This window comes from Micromonospora sp. NPDC023956, assembly GCF_040639195.1.
Lineage (GTDB): Bacteria > Actinomycetota > Actinomycetes > Mycobacteriales > Micromonosporaceae > Micromonospora.
In genome coordinates this window covers 1-14,542 of the sequence record NZ_JBEZZN010000014.1, presented here as the reverse complement: position 1 = coordinate 14,542, position 14,542 = coordinate 1, and the positions used below count along the sequence as shown (strand labels likewise).

The following is a 14,542-nucleotide window of genomic DNA, read 5'->3' as shown; positions in this document are numbered from 1 at the left end:
ACCCGTGGCGTTGGGTGTCGGCCCCTGGCGCTCGGCGCCGGGCTCCGGCGTCGGCTGTCGGCGCCTAGCGCTCGGTGTCGGGGCGCGGTGCCGGGGCCGGGGCCGGGGCCGGTGGCACCGGGGCGGCTCCCGGCGGGGCCGCTCCGGGCACCGGCGCGGCGGGCGGGTGGGTGGTGGGCGTCGGGTGTCCCGGGTACGGGCCGGGCATCGGCTGCCCCGGGTACGGGCCGGGTGGTGGGTGGCCCAGGGGGTGCTGGCCGGACGGTGCGGGCCACGCCGGGCCGACCGGCGGGGGGCCGGCGGGCGGCCAACCGCCGGAGGGTGGTGGGGGGAAGCCGGGCGGACCGGTGGGTGGCCGACGGCGCGCGGAGCGGCGGGAGAGCACGATCAGGACGATCACCCCGACGACCACCGCCAGGCAGAGGCCGACCTGGAGGGCCGCGCCGGCCTTGTTCGTCACGCTGAACCCGTAGATGCCCTGCTCGCCCTGCGGGTCGGCGGGCGCTTCCGCCGGCTCGGTCGCCGATTCCCGGGTCACCAGCGGGTTGCCGCGTACCGCCGGCACCGTGCCGCGCAGCGCGGCCACCGGGTCCACCGCACCGAAGCCGTACTGGTCGTCCCGACCCGAGCGGCCCTCGTCGTCGGCGGTCCGGATCAGCCGGTTGACCACGTTGGCCGCGTCGAGGTCCGGGTAGCGGGAGCGCACCAGCGCGGCCACCCCGGAGACGATCGCGGCGGAGTCGCTGGTGCCGCTGGTCAGGCCGTAGCCGTTCTTCGACACCGCGTACGGGCGGGAGCTGATGATCCGTTCCTGCGGAGCGGCCAGCACGATCTCCGGGCCGCGCACCGAACCGGCGAAGGCCCCGCCCTTCTCGGCCAGCCCGGCGACCGCGACCACGCCGGGGATGTTGGCCGGCGACGTGACGCCGGTGTCGCCCTGCTCCCGGTTGCCGGCCGAGGCGACCACGACGACGTCCTTGTCCAGGGCGTACCGGATCGCGTCGAGTTCGGCGCGGTCGGGTCGGCCGGGGGTGCCGAGTGACAGGTTGACGACGTCCGCTCCGTTGTCCACCGCCCAGCGGATCGCCGTGGGCAACTCGCCCGGGTCGAACCGTGCCCCGACCGACACCGGCAGGATCTTCGCCGCCGGGGCGATGCCCAGGAGCCGGTCGGTACCCCCGCCACGGCCGGCGATCAGGCCCGCCATGCCCGTGCCGTGCCCGATCCGGTTGGTGTCCCGGCGACCGTCGGCGGCGGCGTCACCGCCGATCCCGTGTCCCCGCAGCACCTGACCGCGCAGGTCCGGGTGGGAGGCGTCCACCCCGCCGTCGATCACCGCGACGGTGACGCCGCTGCCCTTGCTGAGCTGGTGCGCCTGGGGGATGCGCAGCGTGTCCAGGTACCACTGGTAGCCGCGGACGGTCTCGGCGCGGGCCGGTCCGGGATTGGTCAGCAGTCCGGTGCCGGTGGCGGCCAGGACGGCCAGCACGGCCGCCACGGACCGTCGGCCCGCGTGGGCGTCTCTCCTACGCATCGTTCTCCCCGGCCGCCGACCACCCGACACAGTGCGGCTCCGGCCGGTCGGACCGGACCGGAGCCGCGCTGGCGATTGTCTCAGTGCCACATCTTCGAGTTGCTCATCTCGGTGGTCACGTAGTTCTCGCGGGCGATGCCCACCGCCCCGCCGATGTCGTTCAGGATCTTGTTGATGTCCCGCACGGCGGTGTCCCACTGGGCCTGGTGCTGCTGGTAGGCGGCCCGGTCCTCACCGTCCCACTGGAGCTTGCTGAGCATCTGCCGGAGCGTGTCCAGCTTCTCGTCGATGGTCCGCGAGATGGTCTGCATCTGCGCGTTGCTGGCCTCGAGGACCGCGTAGTCAACCTTGATCGTCACGATGTACCTCTCTGCGGTCGCCGGGTCACGGGTTCAGGGCAGCGTGGAACTTGTCCAGCATCTGCTGCTGCTCTTCGTCGTTCACCTGGTGCGTGGTGCCCGACTTGTCGAGCAGGTCGGCGATGTTGTCCATCGCCGTCAGCAGCTTGCCGGTGTCCTCGTTCCACCGCTGCATCAGCTGCTGGAAACCCGTGGACGCCCCGCCCTTCCAGGCGATGGCCAGGTCGTCGACGACGTTCCACAGCTTCTTCAGCTCACCGTCGACCTCGCTGCGCGTGGAGCGTACGTCACTCGCGGCGGTATGCAGAGTCGCAGCTTCGACCTCGAATGCCATGTCACACCCTTCCGTCCTCTGTGGCGGCTTGACGCGCCGCGCCTCCCCCCGCGGTAGAGCGGTCACCCCACCGACGGACAGTTCCGCCCAGACGGTAACCCACGCGGTCGATGGGGTGTAGCCCGGAACGGGGCTGTTCACGCCGGGGCGGAGCCGGACCGGGTGGTTCGGTGACCGGGCCCGGACGGTCCGTGTCCGTCCGGCCCGGGTGGCGGACCGGTAGCGGCTCCGGCCGCCTCCGGCAGGTCGCACGGGGACGTACCGACGGGCGTCTTTGCTACAGTTCGGCACCGTGCCGCCCGCAGGCTGTCGACCAAGGAGCGATCCCGGATGACCAGCAAGCACATCTCGTCCGAAGCGATCGAGGCGATTCGGGAACACCTGCGCAGGAACGCCCTCTCCGGCCCGAACGGCATCGATTCGATCAAGGCCAAGCTCGCGGACACCGAGATCGGTTTCCCGCACTTCGGCGTCGTCGGCATCCCGATCGCGATGGCCTACGGCGACGCCCGGGAGCAGGCCTCGACGGCGCTGAACGAGATCCGGGAGACCGTCGACGACTACCTCGACGAACTCGCGACGGCCCGGGACACCTGGATCCGGGCCGAGAACGCGAACACCGTGGTGACCACGTGAGCGACACGGTCCTGACGAAGCAGCAGAGTGAGACGGGGAGCGGAGCATGGTCAGCGTCGCCAACGCCGTGATGTTCGCGGCCGTGAAGACAGCGGTCGAGGCGAACGCGAAGATCGCGAAGACCGCGGTCATCGCGGTGGTCGCCGTGGGCACCATGGCGGCCAACCCGAACGACATGTCCGACGCGGCGTCGGTCTGGAAGGAGATCGCGAACGACCTCGGTACGTTCGCCACCCACCTGGACAACGCGCTCGGCAAGGGTGACGACTGGACGGCCGACGACAAGGACGCCTTCGCCGACTCGCTGACCAACTTCAAGGGCGAGATCGAGCAGTTCCGCTCTGCCGCCAGCGACATCTCCAGCACGTTGGACACCGTCTCGAACGCGTACATGGTGTCGTTCGTGGCCGTGCTGGCCTTCGCCGGCGCCTGCCTGGTCATCCTGATCGGGCTGGTGGTGCTCCTCTTCATCCCGCACACCTCGGCCGCTGCCCGAGCGATGATCGAGTTCGTCGGGCTGGCGCTGACCACGCTCTCCGCCAAGGTCGCCGTCCTGCTCGGCGGCCTGGGCACGGCGGTGGCGGCGATGCTGGCCGCCGTCGCCTACGGGAAGATCAACCTGGACTCCAAGGGCGGCAGCATCCCCACCGGGCCGGACTTCGAGCAGATCCGCATCGACTACGAGGCGCCCCGCCGCTTCGAGGTCCAGGGCGGCTGACCGTACCCGCGACGACGACGAAAGAGCCCGAGATGAACACCCCGAACGTGGACGACCTGGAGCGCGTGGTACGCGACAGCGAGCAGCGGATGCAGCAGCTGTCCGAGGTGGAGACGCTGCTGGCGGAGATCACCAGCCGGTACGACACCGAGGACGGGATGGTCTCGGTCGAGCTGGGCGCGGACGGCACGCTCCGTCAGTTGGAGATCAATTCGCGGGCGATGCGGCTGGACTCCTACACCCTCGCCGAGCTGATCACCGAGGCCTTCAACGGGGCACAGCAGGGTGTGCAGGAGGCGGTCGCCAAGGCCATGTCCGACACGCTGGGCACCGCCGACCTGGGTGACGTGCTCGGCGAGGCCCGCGACATCCGTAAGAGCATGGACGGCATGCTGGAGGCCGTGTCGCGGTCGGTGAACGACGCGATCGTGCAGGCCAGCCGGTTCAACAGCCGCCGCTGAGCGACGAGAGGGACACCCGTGGGCGACCTGCTTTTCCTGGCGATGTGGATCCTGCTCTTCCTGGGGCTGCTGCTGCTCGGCGTGTGGTGGGTCCAGCGGGACCGTAAGCGGCGGTAGCCCCGGCCGGTGGCGCGGGGCTCCGGGACGACCGGCCCGCCACCCGCCGGAAGCGCCCCCCGGGGGTGCGTGCCGGTGGTTCGTCACGTGGGGGAGGACCCGCCGACCGGCGGCGCCTCCCCCACGTCCGTCACGGCTCGCACCAGGCGGTCTGGATCAGTTGCTGGCCGTCGCGCCGGCGCACCAGCGTGCCCCGGCCCGGCGGCTGCGGGCTCGGGCGCAGCGTCCCGAAGACCGCCCCCTCCTCGCGGTTGCCGGACATCAGCAGGCCCGGCGAGTCCAGTTCCCGCAGGCGTTGCAGCACCGGCTCGTAGAGGGCGCGCGCGACACCGCCGGCCCGCCGGGTGACGATCAGGTGCAGGCCGATGTCGCGGGCCTGCGGCAGCAGCTCGTGCAGCGCGCTGAGCGGATTGTTGCCACCGGAGGCGACCAGGTCGTAGTCGTCGACCAGGATGTACAGGTCCGGTCCCTTCCACCAGCTTCGGTCGCGCAGCTGGGCGGTGGTGACGTCCGCCCCGGGCAGCCGGTTCTGGAGCGCGCTGCGGATGGACGACAGACCCTGGCTGAACACCTGGTTCGACGGGGCGAACTCGAGCAGGTGGTCGCCCTCGACGGCACCGAGCAGGCCCCGGCGGTAGTCGGCGATCACCAGCCGGGCCTCGGCCGGGGTGTACCGCTCGACGATGCCCCGGGCGATCAGGCGCAGCAGGTTCGTCTTGCCGCACTCGACGTCGCCGAAGACGGTCAGGTGCGGTTCGCCGGCCAGGTCCAGGTAGACCGGGGCCAGCGCCGACTCGTTGACGCCGATCGGCACGCCGGGCGCGGACCGGTCCACGACCCGGGCCAGCTCGGTCATCGGCAGCTTGCGGGGGAGCAGGCGGACCTTGGGCGCGGAGGCTCCCGGCCAGGCCGCCGCGACCTGCTCGGCCAGGGCGGCCGACGCCTCGGTCAGGTCCTCGACGGCGCTGCTGCCGTCGACCCGGGACACCGCGGCGAGGAACTGGAGCTTGGTGGGGGTCAGGCCACGGCCGGGGGACTTCGGTGGCACGTTGACCGCCGCCCGCCGGTCGATCTCGGACTCGGTCGGGTCACCGAGCCGCAGCTCCAGCTTGGTGCCGAGCAGGTCCCGCATGTTGATGCGGATCTCCGCCCAGCGGGCCGCGGTGAGCACCACGTGCACCCCGAACCCGAGGCCCCGGCCGGCCAGGTTGGTGATGGTCTGCTCCAGCTCCTCGTACTCCTGGCGCAGCGTGTGCCACCCGTCGACGACCAGGAAGACGTCGCCGAACGGGTCGTCGGCGAACTCGCCGGCCGCCCGGCGACGGCGGTAGCTGGCCACCGAGTCGATGCCGTGCTGGGCGAACCGGGCCTCGCGCTCGTCGATGACGGTGACCACCTCGGCGACCGTGCGGCGGACCGCCTCGACGTCCCGGCGTCGCGCCACGCCCGCCATGTGCGGCAGCCGTTCCAGGCTGCGCAGCGCCCCGCCGCCGAAGTCGAGGCAGAAGAACTGCACCTCGCGCGGGGTGTGACTGAGCGCCAGCGACGCCAGCATCGAGCGCAGCATGGTGCTCTTGCCGCTCAGCGGCGCGCCCACGATCACCACGTTGCCGCCCGCGCCGGCCAGCTCCACCATCATCGGGTCCCGGCGCTGCTCGTACGGCCGGTCCACGACGCCGACCGGCACGGTGAGCTGTCCGCGCCCGGCCCAGCCGGGCACCGTCAACCCGAACCTCGGGTCCACGGTGAGGGTGCCGTACAGCTCGCCGAGGCTGGGCGGTGCCCCCAACGGCGGCAGCCACACCTGGTGCGCCGGGGTGCCCTTCCCCCGGAGCTGCTCCGTGATCACGTCGAGCATGGTGGTCACCTTGCCGGACTCCGCCGGCTCCTCCGGCGCGGTGGCCTCCACCGGGGTCTCGATCCGCTGGACCGGGACGAAGTCCACCCCGTACGGCACGACGCTGCGCTGGAGGGCGGCCTGCGAGGTGGCGGTACGGCGGCCCGGGGCGCGGTACGCGCCGGACACGTAGGCGGCCCGGAACCGCAGCATGGTCGCGGTGTCCGACTTCAGGTAGCCGTGACCGGGCGCGCTGGGCAGCTCGTAGGCGTCGGGCACGCCGAGCACGATCCGGCTCTCCACCGCCGAGAAGGTGCGCAGACCGATCCGGTACGACAGGTGGGTGTCCAGCCCGCGCAGTTTCCCCTCCTCGAGCCGCTGGCTGGCCAGGAGCAGGTGGACGCCGAGCGAGCGGCCGAGCCGGCCGATCATCACGAACAGGTCGATGAAGTCCGGCTTGGCGGCGAGCAGCTCACTGAACTCGTCGCAGATGATCATCAGGCTGGGCATCGGCTCCAGCGGTTCGCCGGCCGCGCGGGCCTTCTCGTACTCGTAGCGGGAGATGTAGTTGCCGGCGGCCCGCAGCACCTCCTGCCGCCGGTTCATCTCCCCGGCGAGCGCGTCGCGCATCCGGTCGACCAGCGTCAACTCGTCGGCGAGGTTGGTGATGACGGCGCTGGTGTGCGGCAGGACGTCCAGGGAGGCGAAGGTGGCGCCACCCTTGAAGTCGACCAGGACGAAGTTGAGCTCCTCGGACGAGTGGGTGACCGCCAGGCCGGCGACCACCGTCCGGAGCAGCTCGCTCTTGCCGGAGCCGGTGGCCCCGATGACCAGGCCGTGCGGGCCCATCCCCTCGTGGGCCGACTCCTTGAAGTCGATCTCCACCACGTTGCCCTCGGGACCGACCCCGAGCGGGATGCGCAGCCGTTCGCGGTGCGCGCGGGGACGCCACGTCTGCCGGACGTCCACCGCGGCGGCGTCCCCGATGCCCAGCAGGTCCGGCAGCTCCATGCTGCGGGCCAGCGGCTCCTCGCTGACCGTCTGCCGGGACAGCCGGTAGGGGGCGATCTGCCGGGCCAGTCCCTCCGCGGCGACGGCACCGAGCTGGTCCGGGCGACCCAGCCGCGAGGTGGACTTCCCCTGTACCAGGTCCAGCGTGGTGCCGTCGGTGACGTCCAGGCAGATCAGCCAGCGGCCGACGTCCCGGGGCACCGAGCCGGAGAGGTCGACGACGGTGGTGCCGAGCAGCCCCATCCCGACGAGCTGGCCGGTCGGCGGGACCTCGCCGCCGTCCAGGACGACCACGACGTGCGGCCCGTTGGTGAACGGCTTCGCCTCGCGGCTGTACCTCGGGCGGCTGGACAGCTCGTTGGTCAGGGCCTGCTCCGCCTCGGCCAGGCTGGTGAAGACCAGCCGGCGCGGGCCGGCCGCGTCGGCCCGGCCGGGATGCTGGGCGTGGGGCAGCCACTTGACCCAGTCCCAGGTCGGGTGCCGGTCGGGTGCCGCGACCACGGCGAGGACCAGGTCGTCCGGGGCGTGGAACGTCGCCAGCTGGCCCAGCACCGCCCGGGTCAGCCCGAGCACCGCCTCGCGCTCGCCGCGCAGCGCCACCCGGCTGAACGACCGCACCGACAACGCGGTGGGCAGGTCCGGCACGGTGGAGTGGGTACGGACGAACCGGCGCAGCGCGATCGCGCTCATCGGTTCCAGGTCCTCCACCGGCTTGGTCTCCGGCGGCACGATCTGCACCGCCAGCCGCTGCGGCCCGGTCGCGATCCGCGCCTCGCCGAAGTCGTCCTCGGTGATCCGGCGCTCCCACAGCCGACGCGACGCCGCGATCGACCAGAGGGCGTCCGGCTCCGGGTGCCGCCACCGCATAGCGGCCCGCTGCTGCTCCGCCGCGCGCCGGGTCTTGCGGCGCACCTGGGTGAGGTACCGCATGTAGTCGCGTCGCTCGGCGTTCAGCTCGGCCTTGTCGTTGCCGCCGTTGCCCATCGAGCCGAGGAACATGCCGAGCATCGAGACGCCGAACAGGCCACCGGCGATCCAGGTCATCGCCCCGCCGGAACGGCCGGCGTAGAGGAAGGCCATCGCGCCCACGCCGCAGAGCATCGGCAGGATCATCAGCAGCTGGCCCAACCCGCGGGGCATCTGCTCCGGCAGCTCCGGTGGGGACTCCAGGAGCACCTCACCGCGCGGCAGGGTGGGGCCGGCCTGTCGCGGAGGGCGTCGGAAGACCACCGTGCTCACGTCGTAACTCCCCCGATCGCGCATGACGTCCGGCTACCCGGGACGGGACACGTCAGGTGGCATCGTACGTGCCGGTCCCCGTGGGTAATCTCCCCTGGGCATGGTGGGCCGGCGGCGTGGTCCGCCGGTCGACACCGGTGACGAGCGAGTACGAGGAGGCCCTGGTGACGATGACGGGGACCGGTGAGCTGAGCCGGGTCACCATCGTGGCGCCGAGAACCCGGATGGATCTCGCCCTACCGTCCGACGTACCCCTGGCCGACCTGCTGCCCACCCTGCTCAGGTACGCCGGGGAGGACCTCGCCGACCAGGGCGTTGCGCACGGCGGCTGGACCCTGGCCCGGCTGGGCGGGCAGCCGCTCGACGGCGGCCGGACGGCGGGCCAGCTCGGGGTGCGCGACGGTGAGGTGCTGTATTTCAACCCCCGGGAGGCGGCCACTCCGGAGGTCGTCTTCGACGACGTGGTCGACGCGGTGGCGACGGCCACCAACCGGCGGCCGGGCGGCTGGCAGCTCGCCACCACCCGGCGGTTCTCCGTCCTGTTCGCCTCGGTGGCGCTGCTCGGCGGGGCGGCGGTGGCGCTGCTCGCCGGGCCACCGCAGCTTCCCGGCGCGCTGGTCGCCCTGGTGGTCGCCGTCGCCACCCTGGTGACCGCGGCCGTGCTCTCCCGGGCGGTGGGGGACAGTTGGACGGGTTCGGCACTGGCCCTGGTGAGCCTGGTGTACGCCGGTGTCGGCGGGCTGCTCCTGCTCGCCGGTGAGCGAGGGCTGTCCGCACTCGGCCCCCCGCACGTGCTGCTGGCCGCCACCGCCCTGCTCATCTTCGGCGCGGTGGCCGCGTTGGCGGTGGGGGACCGCGCGCCGCTGTTCCTCGGCGCCACGGTGGTCGGGGCCGCCCTCGGGCTCGCCGCGACGGTCTGTCTCGCCTTCGGGGTGGACGACGCGGCGTCCGCCGCGCTGCTGGCCACGATCGCGTTCGCGGTGCTGCCCGCGTTGCCGATGACGGCGTACCGGCTGGCCCGGCTGCCCGTCCCGTCCATCCCGACCGGTCCGGAGGACCTCAAGTCCGACGACGAGACGTTCGACAGCCGTCAGCTGCTCTCCCTCAGTGACCGGGCGGACCAGTTCCTCACCGGTCTGCTGTGGACGGTGGCGGTCGTCGTCCTCGGCGGTGAGGTGGTCCTCGCGGTCGACGGCCGGCTGCCGGCGGTGCTGCTCTGCACCGTGCTGGCCCTGCTCTCGCTGCTGCGCGCCCGGCCGCTCGCCAGTCGGGCGCAGCGGATCCCGGTGCTGGTCGCCGGGTCCGTCGGCCTGGCGCTGGCGACGGCGGCGACCTTCACCGGGCTGTCGCCGCTGCTGCGTCTCGGTGCGCTGCTCGGTGCGCTGGTGCTGGTGGCGGTGGTCAGCCTGGTCTACGGGCTGGCCGTGGCCGGCAAGCCGATCTCCCCGGTGTGGGGCCGGGTCCTGGACATCCTGGAGATCCTGCTGATCGTCGCGGTGGTGCCGCTGGCCGCCTGGGTCTGCGGTCTCTACGGCTGGATCGTCAACATCAACCCCTGACCGGCGCGGCGCTGCCGGTCGCGGGGTCCGCCACCGCGACCGGCGCGCAGGCGTAGGCCGCCGGCCCGTGCCACCCGTCGAGCCGGCGGGGAACGAACGAGTGCCGCCGGGCCACGTCCCGGACCGTCTTCAGTAGGTCGGCGGCGCGGCTGTCCGGGGCGGCGACGCGGAGCAGCGGGGCGCAGACCCGGCCACCCGCCGCGACCGTCACGGACAGGGTGTGCGACATCACCGGGATGGCGGTCACCGCGTCGGCGAGCGCGCCGACCGGGGCGTCCGCCCGGCCGCGCAGGTGTAGGCACTGCTGCGTCCAGCCCCGGCCCGCCAGGCCCGTCCAGTTCTCCACCTGCGGATCGGGTGCCACGTCGAGCCCGGCCGCGGTGAGCAGGGCCGCCGCCAGCTCGTCCGGGTCGAGCATCCGGTACGCCAGCCCTGCGCCGGTGAGCGCCTTGCCGAGCCGGCCCGCCGCCGCCGCCATCGTCCGGCGCACCCCGTCGATGCCGCCACCCCGGTTGACCGCCTCGGTACGGGCGTCCGCGACCCGGAGACGGGCGGCCACCCAGACGTCCCGCCGGTAGGTTGCCTGGCCACCCGGCTTCGGGTACCAGACCAGGCTGCGCGCGACCAGTTGGGCGGCCGAGGCCGGGCCGGTCGACCCGGTCAGCACGCGCACCACCTGGTCGATCGCGGCCCCGGGCAGCGGCCCGGCCGCTCCACCCGGCAGGGTGACCGCGCAGGCCACGAACCAGCCCTGGTCGTCCTGCCCCAGCCCCAGCCGGTTGCCCCGGTCCTCGAACCCGGTGACGGTCAGGTCCGGGGCCAACGCGGACAGGCGCGGATCGGCCGTCGCCGGGGACAGCGCGGCCCGCCGGGCGGCCCGGCCCCGTCGCTGGAGCCGGCGGCGCAGGACCAGGTCCTCGTACCACCAGCGGCCACCGCGTCGGGCGAAGGTCGCCAGCACCACGACGAGCACCAGCGCCGCGACGACCCCGGTCACCCAGACCGGCCCGCCGGACACCGCGCCCACGGTCAGCACGCCGACCTCCAGGACGACGAGCTGTCCGACGGCCACCGGACCGAGCCGACCACGGCCGGGCCGGTCGACCCGTGCGCCGGCCGACGCGGCCACCTCGCGACCGCGGGCCGTCTCTACCTGGGTCATCGCTGTGCTCTCTCCTCTGGGTGGGGCCGTCCTGCCGTCCGTCGCCGGCCGGCGGACGGCGGATCCCGTCGTCGGTGGGGGGCCCTTATCGTAGATAGGCCCGGAACGGCCGTCGGACCTGTTCGTCCGGGAACCCCCACCCCCGCCGGAGGTAGCGCATGCGGACCCGCCGTGACCAGGTTCAGGCGTACCGGTTCGTCACCCGCCGCATCGTCTCAGCCCTGCTGTCGGGCGACCCCGAGACGACGGACCTGCCGATGCGGCGGCTGGGGCTGGCGGTCTTCGGCAGCGCCATGGTCGCGGCGATCGTGCTCGCCGGCGCGGGCGTGTACGGCCTGCTCACCAAGGGTGGCGCCCCGCTCGAACCGAACACCCTGGTGATCGAGAAGGAGACCGGGGCGACCTACGTCTTCGTGGACGGGCGGTTGTACCCGACGTTGAACTACACGTCGGCCCGCCTCATCCTCGGCGAGGAGAGCCCGCAGACCCGGTCGATGTCCCAGGCGTCCATCCGGGACCGGCCACGGGGCCGGATGGTTGGCATCGTCGGCGCCCCGGACGGCCTCCCGGATCGGTCGTCGCTGGTCGGCCTGCCCTGGTCGGTCTGCAACACGCCGGACACCGCCAACCCGCGCCGGTCGGCCAGCCGACTCGTCATCAACCAACAGCTCTCCGGCGGCGCGACCCTCGGAGACCAGGCGATCCTGGTCTCCGTCGGCAGCCGGCGCTACCTGCTCTCCCGGAACACCCGGATGCAGATCATCGGCGGCGACGCGGCGATCGCCGCCCTGCGGATGGCCTCCGTCCGGCCGATCGAGGTCGGTCAGCAACTGATCAACGCGGTGCCGGCCGGGCCCCGGTTGAGGGCGCCGATCCTCTCCGGGGACAACGAGCGCAGCCGGTTCGAGATCGGCGACGGGCCGTCCCGGGTCGGGCAGATCTTCCGCGCCGCCGACCAGTACTACGTGCTGACCCGGGACGGTCTGGTGCCGATCGGCGAAATCACCGCGCTGCTGTTGCGCAAGGACGGGGGCGAGGTCAGGGACATCACCCCGGAGCAGGCGGGCCGGGCGCTCAGCGACCAGCGCCTCGAAGAGGAGGGCATGCCGCAGAAGCTGCCCGAGTTGCGGCAGGCGGGGCTGGTCCGGGCGTCCCTCTGCGCGACGTACCGGGCGGGTCCGGCGGGCGAGCGCACCACGACGATCGAGGTGTTCGACCGTACGCCGCCCGAGCTGTCGCCGTCCGCGCCCGGCTCGATCGAGGTACGTCAGGGCGACCGGGACACCGTCCGGACGGCGGAGCGGGTCGTCGTGCCGGGTGGCAAGGGCGCGCTGGTCCAGGCGATGCCCGGGGTCGGCGAGGGCGGGCAGGGAGCGGCCGCCGCCACCCGTTACCTGGTCACCTCGCAGGGGATCCGCTACCCCCTCGGCACCCGCTCCGGCGACGCGGCGGCGGCCCTCGGCTACGGCGGGGTGACCCCGCTGGCCGTACCGGCCTCGCTGCTGGCGCTGATCCCCACCGGACCGGTCCTGGACCGCGAGGCGGCCCGTGACCACTTCGACCCCGGCACGCCCTCCGCCACCCGGTCCGGGCAGCCCACCCCGTCCGGATCCCCCAGCCCCCGGCGGACCGGCGGATCGACCGGGGACGACGGTCCCGGGCAGAGCGGACCCAGCGGTTCCGCCCGCCCCACCACCGGCTCGTCGCCGTCGGCGGACGACGGGTCGGGCGACGGGTCGGGCGACGGTTGACGGCGGCGGCCCCGGCCCGACGACCGGGTCGCCGGACTTGCCTTGGTCAACTACGCTGGGGCCCGCGACGAGTGCCACGACGACCACGGGGATGTTGCATGGGTACGAAGACCAGGGTCGACGTACTGTCCTTGGAGGACTTCCACCGGCGACTGGCCGGCCGGATCACCGAGGCCGACCAACTGCTCAGGAAGCTGAACACCGAGCTGCAGTGCCGGCCGCCGGCGCTCGGCGCGTTCGCCGACGCGGTCAGCAGCACCCGGCAGTACACCGACCTGCACACCCGTTACGTCGACCGGGTCCAACGGCTCCGGCGCTCCCTGGTGGCGGTGCAGGAGGCGACCCAGAAGATCCTCGACAACTACCGCACGACCGAGGCGCGCAACAGTGCCAACGCGGCCGACATCGCCCGGGTCCTCGGTGGCGTCGACGACCCGCTCGGTCTGGAGGGGACTCCGCGTGTCTGACGAGTACGTACAGCGCTACCAGCCGGTCAGCCACGAGCAGCTCTACCAGGGTGTGCAGGCCGGTGACGCCGAGCAGATCGACACCCTCGCCGCCGCGTGGAGTTCGATGAAGGACACGGTCGACGGGCTCGGTCGTGCCCTCCGGGAGGACCTCGACGCCCTCGACCGCCTCTGGACCGGCGACGCCGGTGACGAGTTCCAGCGCCGGGTCGGCCTCGTGGTCCAGTACTCCACCGGTCTGGCCAGCGGAATGGGCTCGGTCCACGAGGGGCTCTCGTTGATGTCGGGGCCGCTGCGGACGGCCCAGCGCCAGGCCGAGAGCCCGGACGAGACCGACGACCACGACAAGACGATCGGCGGTGCCGCCAAGGGCGCGCTCTTCGGCCCGGCCGGCGCGGTCATCGGCGCGGTCGCCGGGCACCAGCAGGACCAGGAGGAGAAGGAGAAGGCCCACCAGCGGATGGTGAAGGTGGTGGCCGAACTGGCCGCCAGCTACGACCTCTCCACCTTCGACCGCTGGAGCCCGCCGCCCCCGCCACCGGTGGACACCCCCGGCGGGGTGGACGACACCTCGTCCACCCCCCGCAGCGGGCCCGGCGCGACCACTCCGACCAGCGCCCCGGACACCGGCCCTCCGGGGCACACCGGCACCAGCCGGGCCGACGGGCCGCGCCCGGTCGGGCACGGCGAGTTCGACGACCGTGGCCCGTCGCGGGACCCGGACTCCGGCCTCGCCCCGCCGACCACCCCGGGCTCGGGCACCTCGCTGGCCGGGGCCGGCCCCTCCCTCGGCACCGGCGCCCTGCTCACCGGCTGGGCTGCCGGAGCGGGTGGCATGGTGGCCAGCGCGGCGGGCGGCACCCGGACCTCCGCCGCGGGCACCGGTCCGGCGTGGGGCTCCTCGACGGCGGTGCCGGCCGGTGGCGTACTCGGCACCGGGGCGCTGTCCGCCGGGGCCGGCGGTACGGGGTCCGCGATGTCCCGGCCGACCGGTGGCGCCGGCCTGGAGAGCCGGGCCGCGGTCGGCGGCGGCGGCCGGCCCGGCGCGGGGGGTAACCGTTCCGGTGGGGTCGGGGCGATGCGTCCCGGTGTGCTCGGTGGCGCACCCCTGTCCGGCGGGGACGACGACGACTCCGCCACCCGGAGTACCTGGCTGACCGAGGACGACATGGACTGGCAGGCCGGCTCCGGCACCACCCCGCCGGTCCTCGGGCAGAACGGCGACTGAGTCCGTCCCGGCGGAGGCCCGGCCCACCGGTCGACCGGTGGGGGGGGGGGAGGGCGGCGACCGTGGGCGGGGGAGGGTGCTCCGGACACCGTGGCCCATTCAGGGGGTGGTAGGGGTTGTGAAAGTTAT

The 14,542-nt window shown here is 73.5% G+C and carries 12 protein-coding genes; 7 read left to right on the top strand and 5 right to left on the bottom strand.

The features are described from left to right. Positions 1–64: 64 nt before the first annotated feature. From AB0F58_RS23735 to AB0F58_RS23725, 3 genes are all read right to left on the bottom strand, one after another. Positions 65–1,534 carry a S8 family serine peptidase gene (locus AB0F58_RS23735; protein ID WP_357146823.1) on the bottom strand — a complete coding sequence of 490 codons (1,470 nt, stop codon included), beginning with the start codon at positions 1,532–1,534 and terminating at the stop codon, positions 65–67. An 80-nt stretch (positions 1,535–1,614) separates the two neighbouring features. Beyond that, complete coding sequence (locus AB0F58_RS23730; protein WP_357146820.1) at positions 1,615–1,893, bottom strand: WXG100 family type VII secretion target; 279 nt, start codon at positions 1,891–1,893, stop codon at positions 1,615–1,617. A gap of 25 nt (positions 1,894–1,918) precedes the next feature. Beyond that, positions 1,919–2,227 (bottom strand): WXG100 family type VII secretion target, encoded by a 309-nt coding sequence (locus tag AB0F58_RS23725; protein ID WP_088980643.1) that lies wholly within the window; start codon positions 2,225–2,227, stop codon positions 1,919–1,921. Between the two features lie 330 nt (positions 2,228–2,557). Here AB0F58_RS23725 and AB0F58_RS23720 point away from each other — a divergent pair, with 330 nt between their 5' ends. The 3 genes from AB0F58_RS23720 to AB0F58_RS23710 are packed head-to-tail and all read left to right on the top strand — an operon-like array spanning position 2,558 to position 4,042. Then, on the top strand, positions 2,558–2,863 hold the full coding sequence (locus AB0F58_RS23720; protein WP_357146816.1) for a hypothetical protein: 306 nt from the start codon (positions 2,558–2,560) through the stop codon (positions 2,861–2,863). Between the two features lie 46 nt (positions 2,864–2,909). Continuing rightward, positions 2,910–3,581, top strand: coding sequence for a hypothetical protein (locus tag AB0F58_RS23715; RefSeq protein WP_357146813.1), 672 nt, complete (start codon positions 2,910–2,912; stop codon positions 3,579–3,581). A gap of 32 nt (positions 3,582–3,613) precedes the next feature. Then, entirely contained in the window at positions 3,614–4,042 is a 429-nt protein-coding gene (locus tag AB0F58_RS23710) for a YbaB/EbfC family nucleoid-associated protein (protein ID WP_357146810.1), read from the top strand. A gap of 247 nt (positions 4,043–4,289) precedes the next feature. Here AB0F58_RS23710 and eccCa read toward each other — a convergent pair whose 3' ends face one another. Beyond that, positions 4,290–8,246: a type VII secretion protein EccCa gene (eccCa, locus tag AB0F58_RS23705; RefSeq protein WP_357146807.1), complete on the bottom strand. Its 3,957-nt coding sequence runs from the start codon at positions 8,244–8,246 to the stop codon at positions 4,290–4,292. Between the two features lie 170 nt (positions 8,247–8,416). On the opposite strand from eccCa, the gene eccD reads away from it, so the two are divergent. Beyond that, the gene (gene eccD, locus AB0F58_RS23700) at positions 8,417–9,805 is read left to right on the top strand and encodes a type VII secretion integral membrane protein EccD (protein WP_357147099.1); all 1,389 of its coding nucleotides are present in this window, start codon (positions 8,417–8,419) and stop codon (positions 9,803–9,805) included. Here the strand turns inward: eccD and AB0F58_RS23695 are convergent. Next, a complete protein-coding gene (locus tag AB0F58_RS23695; RefSeq protein WP_357146805.1) occupies positions 9,795–10,967 on the bottom strand; it encodes a type VII secretion protein EccE in 1,173 nt (390 codons plus the stop codon). The two genes, eccD and AB0F58_RS23695, sit on opposite strands and share 11 nt — an antisense overlap. A gap of 158 nt (positions 10,968–11,125) precedes the next feature. Between AB0F58_RS23695 and eccB the strand changes: the two genes are divergently transcribed. The 3 genes from eccB to AB0F58_RS23680 all read left to right on the top strand — a co-directional run bounded on the left by eccB (position 11,126) and on the right by AB0F58_RS23680 (position 14,413). After that, on the top strand, positions 11,126–12,718 hold the full coding sequence (eccB, locus tag AB0F58_RS23690; protein ID WP_357146802.1) for a type VII secretion protein EccB: 1,593 nt from the start codon (positions 11,126–11,128) through the stop codon (positions 12,716–12,718). A gap of 98 nt (positions 12,719–12,816) precedes the next feature. Beyond that, on the top strand, positions 12,817–13,185 hold the full coding sequence (locus tag AB0F58_RS23685) for a hypothetical protein (protein WP_357146799.1): 369 nt from the start codon (positions 12,817–12,819) through the stop codon (positions 13,183–13,185). Next, a complete protein-coding gene (locus tag AB0F58_RS23680; RefSeq protein WP_357146796.1) occupies positions 13,178–14,413 on the top strand; it encodes a hypothetical protein in 1,236 nt (411 codons plus the stop codon). Before AB0F58_RS23685 ends, AB0F58_RS23680 begins: the two co-directional genes overlap by 8 nt. Positions 14,414–14,542 lie beyond the last annotated feature (129 nt).